Source organism: Mycobacterium sp. E342 (assembly GCF_001667665.1).
GTDB lineage: Bacteria > Actinomycetota > Actinomycetes > Mycobacteriales > Mycobacteriaceae > Mycobacterium.
In genome coordinates this window covers 19,405-34,524 of record NZ_LZJM01000096.1, presented here as the reverse complement: position 1 = coordinate 34,524, position 15,120 = coordinate 19,405, and the positions used below count along the sequence as shown (strand labels likewise).

The following is a 15,120-nucleotide window of genomic DNA, read 5'->3' as shown; positions in this document are numbered from 1 at the left end:
GCCCCGCCCGGCCCCCCGCCAGTTCCGGGGGGCCGTCCGCCCAACTGGGCGTCGCCGCCGCGGCGACCGGAGGGGGCCCGGCCGGGGCGGCGGACCACGCCGTCCCACCCGGATGCGCCGCGACCGGTATGCCCATCGATTCGGTTTGCGGTGGGCGCCCGGCCATTCCCTGGTGGCGCCCGACCTCGAACGTCAGCTGCGGCCCGTCCGGATTCCCGATGTTGAGGCACTGGCCGTCGTGAATCTCGACCACCGGCACCCGCCGCCCGTTGACGAAAGTGCCGTTGAGGGAACCATTGTCGATCGCCAGCCAGCGGCCCTGGTCGAAGCGCAGCAACAGATGCGCGCGCGAGATCAGGGGGTGCGTGATGCGCATGTCGGCGCGCAGATCGCGCCCCACCACCACGTCGTGACCGGCGGCAAACGTGCGTTCTGACCCGTCAAAACGAACCGTCAACGCGGGTGGGGCTGGTGCACTCATCGGACCAACTGTATCTCGTGAAGCCAAGGCAACCCTGAGGCCCGAATGTGCGTTGTGGGACGCCCGATCCGCCGTGGGCTAGGCCCGGTTGCCCGCCAACACGTCCGGGGCGCCGGTGACCACGCAGCGCGTCCGGGTGTAGATCGTGGCCATGCACTTGTTGCAGTGGGTGCATGCCGAATGCACGCTGTGCGCGGCGCCGTCGGCCGCGATCCGGTTGATCAGGTCCGGCTCGGCCAGCAGCGCCCGGCCCATCGCGACGAAGTCGAAGCCCTCGGCCATCGCGAGGTCCATCGTGTCCCGGTTCGTGATGCCGCCAAGCAGGATCAGTGGCATCGTCAGCTCGGCGCGGAACAGCTTGGCGTGGCGCAACAAATAGGCCTCGCGGTAGGGGTACTCGCGCAGGAACTTCTTGCCCGTCATGCGCATGCCCCAACTCAGCGGCGGCTTGAACGCGGCGGCGAACTCCTTGAGCGGCGCGTCGCCGTGGAACAGATACATCGGGTTGACCAGCGAGCTGCCCGCGGTCAGCTCTATCGCGTCGAGCCCGCCGTCCTCCTGCAGCCATTTGGCGGTGGTCAGCGATTCTTCGGTGCTGATGCCCCCGCGCACGCCGTCGGTCATGTTGAGCTTCGCGGTGACGGCGATCGGAGTCCCTTCCTTTTCCACCGCGCGGCGAACGGCCATGACGATGCCGCGGGCCACCTTCGCCCGGTTCTCCAGTGACCCGCCGAACTCGTCGTCGCGGCGGTTGATCAGCGGGGACAGAAAGGAGCTCGCCAAGTAGTTGTGGCCCAAATGGATCTCCACCGCGTCGAAGCCGGCTTCGATGGCCAGGCGGACGGCGTTGGCGTGCGCCTCGACGACGTCGTTGATGTCGTCACGGGTCGCCTTCTTGGCGAACCGCATTCCGATCGGGTTGAAGAACCGCACCGGCGCCAGCGCCCTGGCCTTGTTGGTCTTAGCGTTGGCGACCGGGCCGGCGTGGCCTATTTGCGCGCTGACCGCCGCGCCCTCGGCGTGGATCGCGTCGGTAAGCCGGCGGAACCCGGGCACCGCCTCCGGTCGCATCCAGATCCCGTTGCCCTCGGTGCGGCCGCCGGGGGAGACGGCGCAATAGGCGACGGTCGTCATGCCGACACCGCCCGCGGCCGGCAGCCGGTGGTATTCGATGAGGTCGTCGGTCACCAGGGTGTCGGGCGTGCGGGCCTCGAAGGTGGCCGACTTGATGGTGCGGTTGCGCAGCGTGATCGGGCCGAGCTTGGCTGGGCTGAACACGTCCGGAGGGGTAGACATATCGGGAGCCTAATGGCGATCGCAAGCGCGGCGAAGCCGGGCGTGGCGGGTCGCCATCATCGATATCTGCCAGACTGTCAGGCGTGGGCGCAATCACACTGGACGGCAAGGCCACCCGTGACGAGATCTTCCTCGACCTCAAACAACGGGTGGCCGCCCTGACCGCGTCGGGTCGCACCCCAGGGCTGGGCACCATCCTGGTCGGCGACGATCCCGGTTCGCAGGCCTATGTCCGGGGCAAGCACGCGGACTGCGCCAAGGTCGGCATCACGTCGATCCGCCGCGACCTGCCCGCCGACATCGGCACCGCGACGCTGGAAGAGACCATCGACGAGCTCAACGCCAACCCCGACTGCACCGGTTACATCGTGCAGCTGCCGCTGCCCAGGCACCTGGACGAGAACGCCGCGCTCGAACGCGTCGACCCGAACAAGGACGCCGACGGGCTGCACCCGACGAACCTGGGCCGCCTGGTGCTCAGCGTTCCCGCGCCGCTGCCGTGCACCGCGCGCGGGATCGTGCACCTGCTGCGGCGCTACGACGTCGAGATCGCGGGGGCGCACGTGGTCATCATCGGCCGCGGAGTGACGGTCGGCCGGCCGCTCGGGCTGCTGTTGACCCGCCGTTCCGAGAACGCCACCGTGACGTTGTGCCACACCGGAACTCGTGATCTCGCGGCCTACACCAGGCAGGCGGACATCGTCGTGGCCGCGGTCGGGGTTCCGCACATGCTGACCGCCGACATGGTGCGTCCCGGCGCCGCGGTCGTCGACGTGGGTGTCAGCCGGACCGAGAACGGGTTGGTCGGTGACGTGCATCCCGACGTGTGGGAGGTGGCCGGCCACGTGTCGCCGAACCCCGGCGGGGTCGGCCCCCTGACGCGGGCGTTCCTGTTGAGCAACGTCGTCGAGCTGGCCGAGCGGGAATGAGCGCGCGGTCCCTCGTCAGGACACAGTGGCCAATCCTGTTGGTCGGGTTGACGTTCGCCACGGCGCTCGCGTTGGTGGGCGCCAACTTCTGGCGGCGCGGTTCGCTGCTGATCGGTATCGGTGTGGGTCTGGCCGCGGTGCTGCGGCTGGTGCTTTCCGATGAGCGGTCCGGCCTTCTGGTGGTGCGCAGCAAGGGAATCGACTTCATCACCACCGCGGCGGTCGCGACGGCGATGGTCTACATCGCGTGGACGATCGATCCGCTGGGCACGGGTTAGATACCGGGCGCCGCCGGGATCTAACCCGCCATCCCGGGGATCTGCCCCGCCATCCCGGGGATCTGCCCCGCCATCCCGGGGATCTGGCCCGTCATGCCCGGGATCTGGCCCGTCATTCCCGGCAGTTGCGGCACCGCGCCGGACAGATTGCCGCTGGCCAGGTTTGCCATCTGTTCGGGGCAGTAGGTCTGTATCGCGATGGTGGTGAACATGCGCGCCATCATGGGTGACATGCCCCGGCCCGAGACGCTGGAGGCGGCCGCGGCGAAGTTGCCGCCCGGCTGGGCGAGCATCGGGCAGATCGACTGGCCCACCGACATCGCGTTTCCGGGTTCACCGAAGTCGATGCCGGCGTGGTTGAGCGCGTCGATGAAGTTGTCGTCGGGGTTGTCCGCCCGCACGGGTGCTGCGAGCGCCGACGCCGCGGTGAGCAGGCCGGCGGCCACGGCCAACAGGCGAACGGTCAGGGGCTGATTCCGAAACGCCCAGATCCAGTTATGCGTTCGTGTCAGCGCCTTCATGCGGCCTCCCCCTCGGTCGTGGAGTGCGCGCGGGGCACTCGAATCACGTTAGGAACTCTGATGTATCACTGTCACGTTTGCGACACGGTGGGGTAAAGGTTCGCACAATAAGCGTTTTGCGGGTTCGCCGCGGCGCGATCCTCGATTATTGGGGCGCGCGCGACGCGGCGTCGCGCTTGGCGATCGAAGCCACACTGTGATCTGACACGAGCGCCCATGCCGGGCTTTTGCGCCGGAAATGTTCGAGAATCTCCGCACATGACGACTAATCGCAGCCGTCCGCCGGGCCCCTCCGTGCAGGGGGGCATCTCGCGCCAGGCATTCCTTCGCGGCGCCGTCGGGATGTTGGCCACCGGCGCGGTTTTGGGCACCGCGCGGGCGGCCGCCGACCCCGCCGTCGGCTGGGGCGGGCTGGCGTCCTCCATCTCAGGCACGGTAGTCCTTCCGGCCAACAGCGCCCAATTCTCCACCAGCAAAAAGGTTTTCAACTCGTTTTACGACAGCTCCAGTCCCGCCGCGGTGGTGACGGTTTCCTCGCAGGCCGACGTGCAGAAGGCCGTCGCCTTCGCGACGGCCAACAACCTCAAGATCGCCCCGCGCGGGGGAGGGCATTCCTACGTCGGTGCGTCCAGCGCGAACGGCACGTTGGTGTTGGACCTGCGCGGGCTCCCGGGCGGTGCCAACTTCGACGGCAACAACGTCACCGTGACCCCGGCGACCACCCTGTATGCGATCCATCAGGCGTTGACCGGCGCCGGCCGGGCGATACCCAGCGGTACCTGTCCGACCGTCGGCGTCGCGGGACTGGCGCTGGGCGGGGGGATAGGCCCCGACAGCCGCCGCGCCGGCCTGACCTGTGACGCGCTGCAGTCGGCGACCGTGGTCTTGCCCAGCGGCGACGTGGTGACCGCCTCCGCCAACGACAATCCGGACTTGTTCTGGGCGCTTCGCGGCGGTGGCGGCGGCAACTTCGGGGTGACGACGTCGATGACGTTCTCCACCTTTGCGACGGCCGACACCGACGTCGTGCGGCTCGACTTCCCGCCGGCGTCATCCACGCAGGTGCTGGTCGGCTGGCAGTCCTGGCTCAGCGCGGCCGACCGGAACACCTGGGGCATCGTCGATCTCATGGTCGGCTCGGCGCCGAACTGCCACGTGCTGGCGACCTGTCCGGCGGGGGCGGGATCGGGGGTGGCCGATGCGATCAAGTCCGCGGTCGGGGTGGCACCCACGTCGGTTTCGAACAAGACGATGAGCCGGACCGACTTGATGATGTTTCTGGCCGGCGGTAGTTCGACGCCGCCGGCACGATCGTTCGTCGCCGGGTCGGACGTCATCGGCCCGGTCGATTCCACTGCGGCGCACGCCATTGCCACCGCGATAGGGCAGTGGCCCTCGGGCGCCGGGCAGGCCTCGGTTCTCGTCGACCCGCTCGGTGGCGCCATCGCGGACGTGGCGGCGGGCGACACCGCGTTCCCCTGGCGCAACCAGTCCGCCGTCTTGCAGTGGTACGTCGAGCCGGCCGGCAACCAGGTCAACGCGGCGAACACCTGGCTGAGTTCCGCGCACCAAGCGGTGCAACAGATTTCGGTCGGCGGATACGTCAACTATCTGGAGGCCAATGGCGCGCCCGCGCGATACTTCGGCTCGAATCTGTCGCGGCTGACGACCGTGCGACAGAAGTACGACCCGAACCGGATCATGTTCTCCGGGTTGAACTTCTGAAGCACTAGCGGCCGAGGAGACGATTCCTCTGCTCGGTGTACTCCTCGTCGGAGATCAGCCCAAGGTGAGCGCGCTGGTACCGTTCTTCGCGATCGGTGTGTTCACCGCATTCGCGATGGCCGGCTACGGCATGGCCAAGCATCATGTGACGCAACGTGATTCGTGGTGGCGCCTCAAGCTGGCGCTGAACCTGTCGGCGGGAATCATGTCGACGATCGTGGTGGGCATCTTCGTGGTGGCCAAGTTCACCGAGGGTGCCTGGCTCATCGTCGCCATCTTCCCGTTGCTGGTGCTGGCCTTGATGCGGCTCAACCGGAAATACCGCGACGAGGCCTCCGTGCTGGAGATGTCGCGCACCGAGGATCTCGACCTGGCGCGACACCCGCGCCTGCAGGTGCTGGTGTTCGTGGACACCGTCGACCTGGCCGAGATCGAGGCGATCCGCCTCGGCTATGGGCTGCACGCCGACGAACTCACCGCGGTGCACTTCGTGATCGACGTCGATCACGCCGTCCGCCTGCGGGAGCGCTGGGATCGCTTCGAGCATGACACCCCCTTGTGGTTGATCAACTGTCCGGATCGTCACCTGAGCCGTGCCGCACACGAATTGGTGCTGCGGGTCCTCAAGCACCATCCGGACACCAGGGTGACGGTGCTGTTGCCGCGCCGGACCTATTCGCCGCTGTTGGGCCGGCTTCTGCACGACCGCACCGCGGACAAGATGGCCCGCACCGTCAGCCGCGTTCGGGGTGCGACCGCGATCATCGTCCCCTACGACATCGAGTCGCGCATAGCGCGGATGGCCCCCGATGGCCCCGAGGCTCCCGCCGCGGAAGTGGTCGGCGCCGTCGAGGCGCCGGTCTCGACCCTTGTGGGCGACTGAGCGGGTCCTTTGGCCCACGGGACGGGCCCGAAGGCCCTACCGAACGTGGCGCCCCGGTGCGGAGACTTTGCCTAGCACTGCTCCACACCGAAGGCAGGTCAGTCATGTTCATGCAGGTACTCAAGCGCTGGGGCGGTGCCGCCGTCGCCACCACGGGTCTGCTCACCGCGGGTACGACCGGAACGGCCGGCGCCGACTACGCCGGCGTCCCGCAGTGGTACTCGCAGGCCCAAGAGCATCTGGCCAACACGACGAACCACATGCAGGCGGTGGTCGACGCGATCAAGGCCAACGACCTCGGCGCCCTGCACTCGGCATGTTCGGCCGTGCACGACGAACAAACGGTCGGCCTGCAGGGCCACCTGCCCACGCCGGATCCCGCTCTGACCAGGGCCCTGCAAGCCGAGATCAACGACTTCCACACGGCGACCCACATCTGCATGTCACTGGGGCCGAACAGCACGCCGGCCGACCTGGACCAGGCGGACTCGTTCACCCAGCGGGCCATTGACGACCTCAAGACCGTCAACGACATCCTCGTCGAAGACCTCAGTTGAGCCTGCGCTTGAGTTCGTCGCGTGCGCGTTTCTCCGCCAGGAGCGTGACGTAGTCGCGGATCCGGCTGCCGCGGAACCGGGCGTGCTCCTGCCGTAGAAGGTCACCGACGTCGTCGGCGGCGAAGCGGGGAAACTCGCCGGCCAGTCGTCGCTCGATATCGGCCAACAACCTTTCTTCGCTCACCTGAACCATTTCACCCATGGTTTCAGGGTTGCCACCCGTGTCGTTTCGTAAAACTTTGGGGCGAGCAGGCGGTGACGGCGACGACGAGGCTCGGCCCGGCTACCCGGCGAGCGTCGCCCTGATGCACACGGTGACGTAGGGCAACGCCAGCCCGGTCGAATTCGCCAGCGCCGGGTGGGTGGCCAGCAACTCGCGCACCTGGTCCAGGGTTCTGGTGCGGACCTCGGTCGGCGAGGTGATGCAGTAGCTGCGCGATGCGACCAGGTCGATCAGGGCTTGCGGCGTCAGGTAGTTCGTCCACTCGACCTGGTGGCGCTCCGGCTCCGTGAAAGCCTCGGACAGCGTGACGTCGAAGCGGCCCCGGTCGCCGTCGGAGCCGATGATGTCGCCCAACTCCCGGACCCAGCCCAGCCGTTCGTCGCGGGTGTTCCACACCAGACCCAGTCGGCCGCCCGGCCGCAGCACCCTGGCCACCTCCGGAATCGCGCGCTCGGGATCCACCCAATGCCACGCCTGCGCGACCAGCACAACGTCAACGCTGTTGTCCGGCAACGGAATGTCTTCCGCCGTGCCCAGCAGGGCCCGCGTCTCGGGCAGGGAGGTCCGCAACACCTCCAGCATGTCGGGAATCGGGTCGACCGCCACCACGTCCAGGCCCCGCTCCACCAGCCGCGTGGTCAGCTTGCCGGTGCCCGCACCCAGGTCCAGCACCTGGTGCGCGCCGCGGGGCAACAGCCAGTCAATGGCCTCCGGGGGATAGGACGGACGCCCTCGCTCGTAGGCCGCGGCCGCCGAACCGAACGACAGCGAGCGATCGTGGCGAGAGCGGGTCACCGCCGGCACGTGCCTTCGGCAGCGGCCAACTCCAACGTCTTGCGGATCAGGTCGCCGACCGCCTCGGATTCCACCAGGAAGCCGTCATGCCCGCAGATGGAGTCGACAACGTGCAGGCCGTCGCAGCCCGGCAGCAACTCGGCGAGCTCCTCCTGCAGCCGCAGCGGATAGAGCCGGTCGGAGGTGATGCCGCCGACCACGGCAGGCACCGGGCAACCGCGCAGGGCCTTGCGCACGCCACCGCGGCCGCGGCCGACGTCGTGGCTGTTCAGCGCCTCGGTCAGGGTCACGTAGCTGCCCGCGTCGAAACGGGCCAGCAGCTTGTCGCCCTGGTGTTCCAGGTAGCTCTGCACGGCGTAGCGGCCGCCTCCAAATGGCGGGCCCGGGTCCTCGCCGGCCTGTGCGTCGTTGCCGAACCGGGTGTCCAGCTCCGCTTCCCCGCGGTAGGTCAGGTGGGCGAACCGCCGGGCGATCATCAGTCCGGTGTCCGGTGCGCTGCCGGTGTCGTGGTAGTCGCCGCCCTGCCAGTTCGGGTCGGCCTTGATGGCCGCGATCTGCGTGGTCTGCGTGCCGATCTGGTCCGCGGTCGCCCGCGCACCGACCGCCAGCAGCAGCCCGGCCCGGACCCGGCTGGGATGGCCCACCATCCACTCCAAAGCCCTTGCGCCGCCCATGGATCCGCCGACAACGGCGGCCACCTCGTCGATCCCGAGCGCGGCCAGCGCGGCGATGTCGGCCTCCACCTGGTCGCGCACGGATATCATCGGAAACCTTGAGCCCCAGGGCTTTCCGTCGCGGGCCAGCGAGCTGGGCCCGGTGGAGCCGCGGCAACCGCCCAGCACGTTGGTGGCTATCGCGCACCAGCGGTCGGTGTCGATCGGCGCGCCCGGCCCGGCCACCCCGTCCCACCAGCCGCCCGTGGGATGCCCCGGGCCGGCGGGCCCGGTGATGTGCGAGTCGCCGGTCAGCGCGTGCAGCACCACCACCACGTTGTCGCGGGTCGGCGAGAGTTCGCCCCAGCGCTGAACGGCGATGCAGACGTCGTCGACCACGGCGCCGCTCTCGGTGGTCAGCGAGCCGATGTGTACCAGGCCGATCTCGCCTTCGGCCGGCAGCGTCTGGGTTCCGACTTCGGAGATCGTCATCGCCGGCCCCTTAGAACGCCGCCACTGCTTGCGGGTCGGCGCCCGGGGCTTGCGCGTCCGCACCGTACTTACGCGCGGCGGCGAAGCCGAGCTCCAGGTCGGCCAGGATGTCGTCGATGCCCTCGATCCCGACGGCCAGCCGCACCAGCCCCGGGCTGACGCCGGTGCTCAGTTGCTCGGCCGGGCTGAGCTGGGCGTGGGTGGTCGAAGCGGGGTGGATCACCAGGGAACGCACGTCGCCGATGTTGGCGACGTGGCTGTGCAGCTTCAGCGCGTTGACGAACGCCTTGCCGGCCTCGACGCCGCCGGCCAGCTCGAACGAGAGCACCGCGCCGGTTCCCTTGGGCGCCAGCTGCTTTGCCCGCTCATACCAGGGCGAGCTGGGCAGCCCGGCGTAGTTGACCGCCAGCACGCCCTCGTGTCCCTCGAGGAATTCGGCGACCCGTTGCGCGTTGGCGACGTGGCGCTCGACGCGCAGACTCAGCGTCTCGATGCCCTGGGCCACCAGGAACGCGTTGAACGGCGAGGCGGCGGAGCCCAGGTCGCGCAGCAGCTGCACTCGCGCCTTGAGGGCGTACGCCGGCGGGCCGAGCTCGGCGAACACCACGCCGTGGTAGCTCGGGTCGGGCGTGGTGAAGCCGGGGAAGCGACCCTGCGTCCAGTCGAAGGTGCCGCCGTCGACGATGACCCCGGCGATCGCGGAGCCGTGCCCGCCGAGGTACTTGGTGGCGGAGTGCACCACGATGTCGGCGCCGTGGGAGAACGGCTGGATCAGGTAGGGCGTGGCGATGGTGTTGTCGACGATCAGCGGTATCCCGTTGGCGTGGGCGACGCCGGCCACCCCGGGGATGTCCAGCACATCGATCTGCGGGTTCGAGATGGTCTCGCCGAAGAACGCCTTGGTGTTGGGCCGCACGGCGGCCTGCCAGGAGTCCAGGTCGTCGGGATCGTCGACGAAGCTCACCTCGATGCCCAGCTTGGCCAGCGAGTAGTGGAACAGGTTGTAGGTGCCGCCGTAGAGCCGCGGGCTGGAGACGATGTGATCCCCGGCACATGCGAGGTTCAATATGGCGAATGTCTCAGCGGCCTGGCCCGAGCTCAAGAACAGCGCGGCCACGCCGCCCTCGAGCGCGGCCACGCGCTGCTCGACGACATCGGTGGTCGGGTTGCCGATCCGGGTGTAGATGTTGCCCGGAACCTCCAGCCCGAACAGCGCCGCGGCGTGCGAGGTGTCGTCGAAGACGTAGGAGGTGGTCTGGTAGATCGGCAGGGCGCGGGCGTTGGTCGCCGGGTCCGGTTGCTGGCCCGCGTGTACCTGCCTGGTCTCGAAGGACCAGCGGGCGGCCGGGTCGGCGTCGTCGTTGCTGGTAGTGCTGTTGGTGGGGCTCACGTGAGGTTGCTTTCTGGTTCGAGATCTGCGAATCGGGTATCGGGGATGCCTGCGGCCGGGTGGCCGCGGGTCAACAGCGACACGCGCTTCGACACATGAGCCGATCGCAAAGAGCTAAAGATGTGCACATCACGTCTTCCCCTCTAGTCAGGGGTCCGTTATGGCGGACCCGCGCTTGCCGCGCAGCCTGTGGCTACTAGACCTGGTCATCACCCGGGGCACCCCACCGCGGTTGGAGGGTTGCCGGCCAGCAAGCCGGGGCTTGATGCTGGCGCTCATGACCACTACGGAGACTATCTTACTGTGCCGACTGGATGCCAATGGCAGGTCGACACCTGCCCAAACGCCCTTGATACCGTGGCAGCAAGAACGCTGAGCCCCCCACAGATCTGACCGATATTCGAGGGTTTTCCACGCCGGGAGAGGGACCGTGAGCGCCGAACAGCCGACCGTCATCTACACACTGACCGACGAGGCGCCGTTGCTGGCGACCTATGCGTTCCTTCCGATCGTGCGTGCCTTCGCCGAGCCGGCGGGCATCGAGATCAAGACCAGTGACATCTCCGTGGCCGCACGGATCCTCGCCGAGTTCGGCGACTACCTGACCGAAGAGCAGCGGGTCGACGACAACCTGGGGGAGCTGGGCCGGCTGACGAAGCTGGCCGACACCAACATCATCAAGCTGCCCAACATCAGCGCCTCGGTGCCCCAGCTGATCGCCGCCGTCAAGGAACTGCAGGGCAAGGGCTTCAAGGTTCCGGACTTCCCGCAGAGCCCGAAGACCGACGAGGAGAAGGAAATCCGCGTCCGCTACGGCAAATGCCTGGGCAGCGCGGTCAACCCGGTACTGCGGGAAGGCAATTCGGACCGTCGTGCGCCCAAGGCCGTCAAGGAATTCGCGCGCAGGCACCCGCACAGCATGGGCAAGTGGTCGCCGGCCTCGCGCACCCACGTCGCGACCATGCGGCACGGCGACTTCTACCACGGCGAGAAATCGATGACGCTGGACCGCGCGCGCAACGTGAAGATGGTGCTCAACACCAAGAGCGGCAAGACCCTCGAGCTCAAGCCCAAGGTCGAGCTGCGCGACGGCGACGTCATCGACAGCATGTTCATGAGCAAGAAGGCCCTGGTCGAGTTCTACGAGGAACAGATGCAGGACGCCTACGAGACCGGCGTGATGTTCTCCCTGCACGTCAAGGCCACCATGATGAAGGTCTCCCACCCCATCGTCTTCGGCCACGCCGTCAAGGTCTTCTACAAGGACGCCTTCGCCAAGCACCAGGAGCTCTTCGACGAGCTCGGCGTCGACGTCAACAACGGATTGGTCGACCTGTACAGCAAGATCGAGTCGCTGCCGGCGTCGTTGCACGAGGAGATCATCCGCGACCTGCACGCCTGCCACGAGCACCGCCCCGAGCTGGCGATGGTCGATTCGGCCAAGGGCATCACCAACTTTCACTCGCCCAGCGACGTGATCGTGGACGCGTCGATGCCGGCGATGATCCGCGCCGGCGGCAAGATGTGGGGCGCCGACGGGCGGCAGAAGGACACCAAGGCCGTCAACCCCGAGTCGACGTTCTCCCGCATCTATCAAGAGATCATCAACTTCTGCAAAACCAACGGGCAGTTCGACCCGACCACGATGGGCACCGTGCCCAACGTCGGCCTGATGGCCCAGCAGGCCGAGGAGTACGGCTCGCACGACAAGACATTCGAGATTCCCGAGGACGGCGTCGCCGACATCGTCGACCTCGACACCGGCGAAGTCCTGCTGACCCAGAACGTGGAGGAGGGCGACATCTGGCGGATGCCGATCGTCACCGACGAAGCGATCCGCGACTGGGTCAAGCTGGCCGTCACGCGCGCGCGAAACTCGGGCATGACGGTGGTGTTCTGGCTGGACACCGAGCGGCCGCACGAGGTCGAGCTGCGCAACAAGGTGAAGCGGTACCTCAAGGAGCACGACACCGAGGGCCTGGAGATCCAGATCATGCCGCAGGTGTGGGCGATGAGGTACACGATCGAGCGCGCGGTGCGCGGGCAGGACACCATCGCCGCCACCGGAAACATCCTGCGCGACTACCTCACCGACCTGTTCCCCATCCTGGAGCTGGGCACCAGCGCCAAGATGCTGTCCATCGTTCCGCTGATGTCCGGTGGCGGAATGTATGAGACCGGGGCGGGCGGATCGGCGCCCAAGCACGTGCACCAACTCCTCGAGGAGAACCATCTGCGCTGGGATTCCCTCGGTGAATTCCTGGCCCTGGGCGCGTGTTTCGAAGACGTCGGGATCAAGACCGACAACGAGCGCGCCAAGCTCCTGGGCAAGACGCTGGATGCGGCGATCGGCAAGCTGCTGGAGAACAACAAGAGCCCGTCGCGCAAGGCCGGCGAACTCGACAACCGCGGCAGCCAGTTCTACCTGGCGCTGTACTGGGCGCAGGAACTCGCCGCGCAGTCCGACGACGAGGAGTTGCGCAAGCACTTCGCCGCCCTCGCCGACTCGCTGGGCCAGAACGAGGAGACCATCGTGGCCGAGCTCGCCGAGGCGCAGGGCGAGCCGGTCGACCTCGGCGGCTACTACTACCCGGACAACGAGAAGACGACTGCCGTGATGCGGCCGAGCAAGACGTTCAATGAAGCGCTAGCCGCTTCGCAAAGCTCGTAAAATCAAGGGCCGCGGAGAGAAAGTCGAACTCGATATGGCAGGCGAACACAAGATCAAGGTCAAAGGGCCGGTCGTCGAGCTCGACGGTGACGAGATGACCCGCGTCATCTGGAAGTTCATCAAGGACCTGCTGATCCTGCCGCATCTGGACATCAACCTGGACTACTACGACCTCGGCATCGAAAACCGCGACCGCACCAACGACCAGGTGACCATCGACGCCGCGTACGCCATCAAGAGGCACGGCGTCGGCGTCAAGTGCGCCACCATCACCCCCGACGAGGCGCGCGTCTCCGAGTTCAACCTGAAGAAGATGTGGCTCTCGCCCAACGGGACGATCCGGAATATCTTGGGCGGCACCATCTTTCGCGAGCCGATTGTCATCTCCAACGTGCCGCGGCTGGTGCCGGGCTGGACCAAGCCGATCGTCATCGGCCGTCACGCGTTTGGCGACCAGTACCGGGCGACGAACTTCAAGGTCGACAAGCCGGGCACGGTCTCGATCACGTTCACGCCCTCCGACGGCAGCGAGCCGATGGTGCACGAGGTGGTGTCCATTCCCGAAGACGGCGGCGTCGTGATGGGGATGTACAACTTCAAGGAATCCGTCCGCGACTTCGCGCGCGCCTCGCTGGCGTACGGCCTCAACGCCAAGTGGCCGGTGTACCTGTCCACCAAGAACACCATCCTCAAGGCCTACGACGGCATGTTCAAGGACGAGTTCCAGCGCATCTACGACGAGGAGTTCAAGGACAAGTTCGAGGCCGAGGGGCTGACCTACGAGCACCGGCTGATCGACGACATGGTGGCCGCCTGCCTGAAGTGGGAGGGCGGCTACGTGTGGGCCTGTAAGAACTACGACGGTGACGTCCAGTCCGACCTCGTCGCGCAGGGCTACGGCTCGCTGGGGCTGATGACCTCCGTGCTGATGACCGCCGACGGCAAGACGGTCGAGGCCGAGGCCGCGCACGGCACCGTCACCCGGCACTTCCGCCAGTACCAGGCCGGCAAGCCGACCTCGACGAACCCGATCGCGTCGATCTTCGCCTGGACGCGCGGGCTGCAGCACCGCGGCAAGCTCGACGGCACCCCCGAGGTGATCGAGTTCGCCCAGACGCTGGAGGACGTGGTGGTCTCGACGGTCGAGAGCGGGAAGATGACCAAGGACCTGGCCATCCTCATCGGGCCCGAGCAGGAATGGCAGCAGAGCGAGGAGTTCCTCAACTCGATCGCCGAGAACCTGGAGAAGAAGCTGGTCAGCTAGCCGAGGGGTTCGCGCCCCGGCTCGCCGTGCTGCACTCGTCGAGGAACTCGGTGATCAGTTTGCTGACGCGCTCCGGCGCCTCGAACATCGGGATGTGCCCCACGCCGTCGAGCTCGGTGACCTGGTGGTCGTCGGGCAGGTGGGTGGTGAAATGCCTGCTGAACCTGGGTGCGGGCACGATCCGGTCCTTTTCGCAGATCACCAGGTGCGCCGGGACGGCGTTCTCGGCCAGCTCCTGCAGGCCGTGCAGCAGCAGCGACTTGACCAGCAGCTGGAAATACGCGGGGCAGTGGGCGACGTCGTCGATGCAGCCGAGCAGCTGCTCGTGGGTGACCCCGTCGGGCCGCGCGCTGATCGCGTAGGTGGCCAGCTGCCGGCTGAACGGCAGCCGCATCACCTTCGGGCCGAACAGCCAGGCCAGGACCAGCAGCGGAATGCCGAGGATGAACTTGGCGATCACCTCGAACTTGGCTGGGCTCCAGCGCGTCCACCCGCCGGCCGGGGCGATGCCCATGACGCTGCGCGCCCGCCCGCGCCGCTCGAGTTCGAACGCGACCCAGCCGCCCAGCGAGTTGCCCACGATGTGGGCGTTGTCCCAGCCCAGCTCGTCCATCTGCTGTTCCACGTGGTCGGCCAGGACCGCCGAGGACAGGAACCAGGTGCCCGCGGGCGGTCCGCCGTTGTGGCCGGCCATCGTCGGGGCGAAGACCTCGTAGCGCCCGGTGTCGGCCAACCGCCGGGCGACGTCCTCCCACACCGCCTGTGACAGCAGGAACGGGTGCAACAACAGCACCGGCTCTCCCGAGCCGAGGTGGATCGGTGGCCGGGTCCCCGTGTTGCTGTTGATCCTCTTGCTCCCCATACCGCCGACATTAAATGCGGTACCGCCGGTACCGCAAGCGAGCGTGCGGCTGGCGCGCACTCGGCGGGTTACCGGAAAGAACCGCGTGAAAAGATCGGTG

14 protein-coding genes, 1 pseudogene and 1 riboswitch are annotated in these 15,120 nt (G+C 67.5%); of the genes and pseudogenes, 7 read left to right on the top strand and 8 right to left on the bottom strand.

Translation table 11 applies throughout. The annotated features are described in order from the left end of the window. Together A5692_RS06310 and A5692_RS06305 are read right to left on the bottom strand one after the other, a co-directional pair. Positions 1-481: FHA domain-containing protein (locus A5692_RS06310; protein ID WP_231984216.1), on the bottom strand; the 481-nt coding region annotated here is incomplete at its 3' end. A gap of 78 nt (positions 482-559) precedes the next feature. Beyond that, entirely contained in the window at positions 560-1,777 is a 1,218-nt protein-coding gene (locus A5692_RS06305; protein WP_068053512.1) for an NADH:flavin oxidoreductase, read from the bottom strand. A gap of 83 nt (positions 1,778-1,860) precedes the next feature. Here A5692_RS06305 and A5692_RS06300 point away from each other — a divergent pair, with 83 nt between their 5' ends. Continuing rightward, on the top strand, positions 1,861-2,706 hold the full coding sequence (locus tag A5692_RS06300; RefSeq protein ID WP_068053510.1) for a bifunctional methylenetetrahydrofolate dehydrogenase/methenyltetrahydrofolate cyclohydrolase: 846 nt from the start codon (positions 1,861-1,863) through the stop codon (positions 2,704-2,706). Next, entirely contained in the window at positions 2,703-2,984 is a 282-nt protein-coding gene (locus A5692_RS06295; protein WP_068053508.1) for a DUF3017 domain-containing protein, read from the top strand. Before A5692_RS06300 ends, A5692_RS06295 begins: the two co-directional genes overlap by 4 nt. 20 nt (positions 2,985-3,004) lie before the next feature. Here the strand turns inward: A5692_RS06295 and A5692_RS06290 are convergent, their stop codons facing one another. Next, positions 3,005-3,505 carry a DUF732 domain-containing protein gene (locus A5692_RS06290; RefSeq protein WP_068053507.1) on the bottom strand — a complete coding sequence of 167 codons (501 nt, stop codon included), beginning with the start codon at positions 3,503-3,505 and terminating at the stop codon, positions 3,005-3,007. Positions 3,506-3,799: 294 nt separating this feature from the next. Here A5692_RS06290 and A5692_RS06285 point away from each other — a divergent pair, with 294 nt between their 5' ends. The 3 genes and pseudogenes from A5692_RS06285 (at position 3,800) to A5692_RS06275 (ending at position 6,670) form a co-directional block, all read left to right on the top strand. After that, complete coding sequence (locus tag A5692_RS06285) at positions 3,800-5,230, top strand: FAD-binding oxidoreductase (protein ID WP_231984217.1); 1,431 nt, start codon at positions 3,800-3,802, stop codon at positions 5,228-5,230. Between the two features lie 19 nt (positions 5,231-5,249). After that, positions 5,250-6,095 (top strand): annotated as a pseudogene (locus tag A5692_RS06280) (DNA-binding protein); the annotation flags it as partial. 122 nt (positions 6,096-6,217) lie between these two features. Next, positions 6,218-6,670 (top strand): hypothetical protein, encoded by a 453-nt coding sequence (locus tag A5692_RS06275; RefSeq protein ID WP_068053501.1) that lies wholly within the window; start codon positions 6,218-6,220, stop codon positions 6,668-6,670. On the opposite strand, the gene A5692_RS06270 is transcribed toward A5692_RS06275, so the two are convergent. The 4 genes from A5692_RS06270 to A5692_RS06255 form a co-directional block, all read right to left on the bottom strand. Further along, entirely contained in the window at positions 6,663-6,872 is a 210-nt protein-coding gene (locus A5692_RS06270) for a three-helix bundle dimerization domain-containing protein (RefSeq protein ID WP_231984214.1), read from the bottom strand. The genes A5692_RS06275 and A5692_RS06270 overlap by 8 nt on opposite strands. A gap of 81 nt (positions 6,873-6,953) precedes the next feature. After that, entirely contained in the window at positions 6,954-7,688 is a 735-nt protein-coding gene (locus tag A5692_RS06265) for a class I SAM-dependent methyltransferase (RefSeq protein WP_068053523.1), read from the bottom strand. Further along, the gene (locus A5692_RS06260) at positions 7,685-8,833 is read right to left on the bottom strand and encodes a homoserine O-acetyltransferase (protein WP_068053492.1); all 1,149 of its coding nucleotides are present in this window, start codon (positions 8,831-8,833) and stop codon (positions 7,685-7,687) included. The genes A5692_RS06265 and A5692_RS06260 overlap by 4 nt, the downstream gene beginning before the upstream one ends. 10 nt (positions 8,834-8,843) lie before the next feature. Further along, the gene (locus tag A5692_RS06255; protein WP_068053489.1) at positions 8,844-10,223 is read right to left on the bottom strand and encodes a bifunctional o-acetylhomoserine/o-acetylserine sulfhydrylase; all 1,380 of its coding nucleotides are present in this window, start codon (positions 10,221-10,223) and stop codon (positions 8,844-8,846) included. Between the two features lie 166 nt (positions 10,224-10,389). After that, positions 10,390-10,506: riboswitch (SAM riboswitch) on the bottom strand. A 147-nt stretch (positions 10,507-10,653) separates the two neighbouring features. Between A5692_RS06255 and A5692_RS06250 the strand changes: the two genes are divergently transcribed. Both A5692_RS06250 and A5692_RS06245 read left to right on the top strand, forming a co-directional pair. Beyond that, positions 10,654-12,894 (top strand): NADP-dependent isocitrate dehydrogenase, encoded by a 2,241-nt coding sequence (locus tag A5692_RS06250; RefSeq protein WP_068053486.1) that lies wholly within the window; start codon positions 10,654-10,656, stop codon positions 12,892-12,894. A 34-nt stretch (positions 12,895-12,928) separates the two neighbouring features. Continuing rightward, entirely contained in the window at positions 12,929-14,158 is a 1,230-nt protein-coding gene (locus A5692_RS06245) for an NADP-dependent isocitrate dehydrogenase (protein WP_068053484.1), read from the top strand. On the opposite strand, the gene A5692_RS06240 is transcribed toward A5692_RS06245, so the two are convergent. Beyond that, positions 14,151-14,948, bottom strand: a complete 798-nt coding sequence (locus tag A5692_RS06240) for an alpha/beta fold hydrolase (RefSeq protein ID WP_068053517.1) — start codon at positions 14,946-14,948, stop codon at positions 14,151-14,153. The two genes, A5692_RS06245 and A5692_RS06240, sit on opposite strands and share 8 nt — an antisense overlap. Between the last annotated feature and the right edge of the window lie 172 nt (positions 14,949-15,120).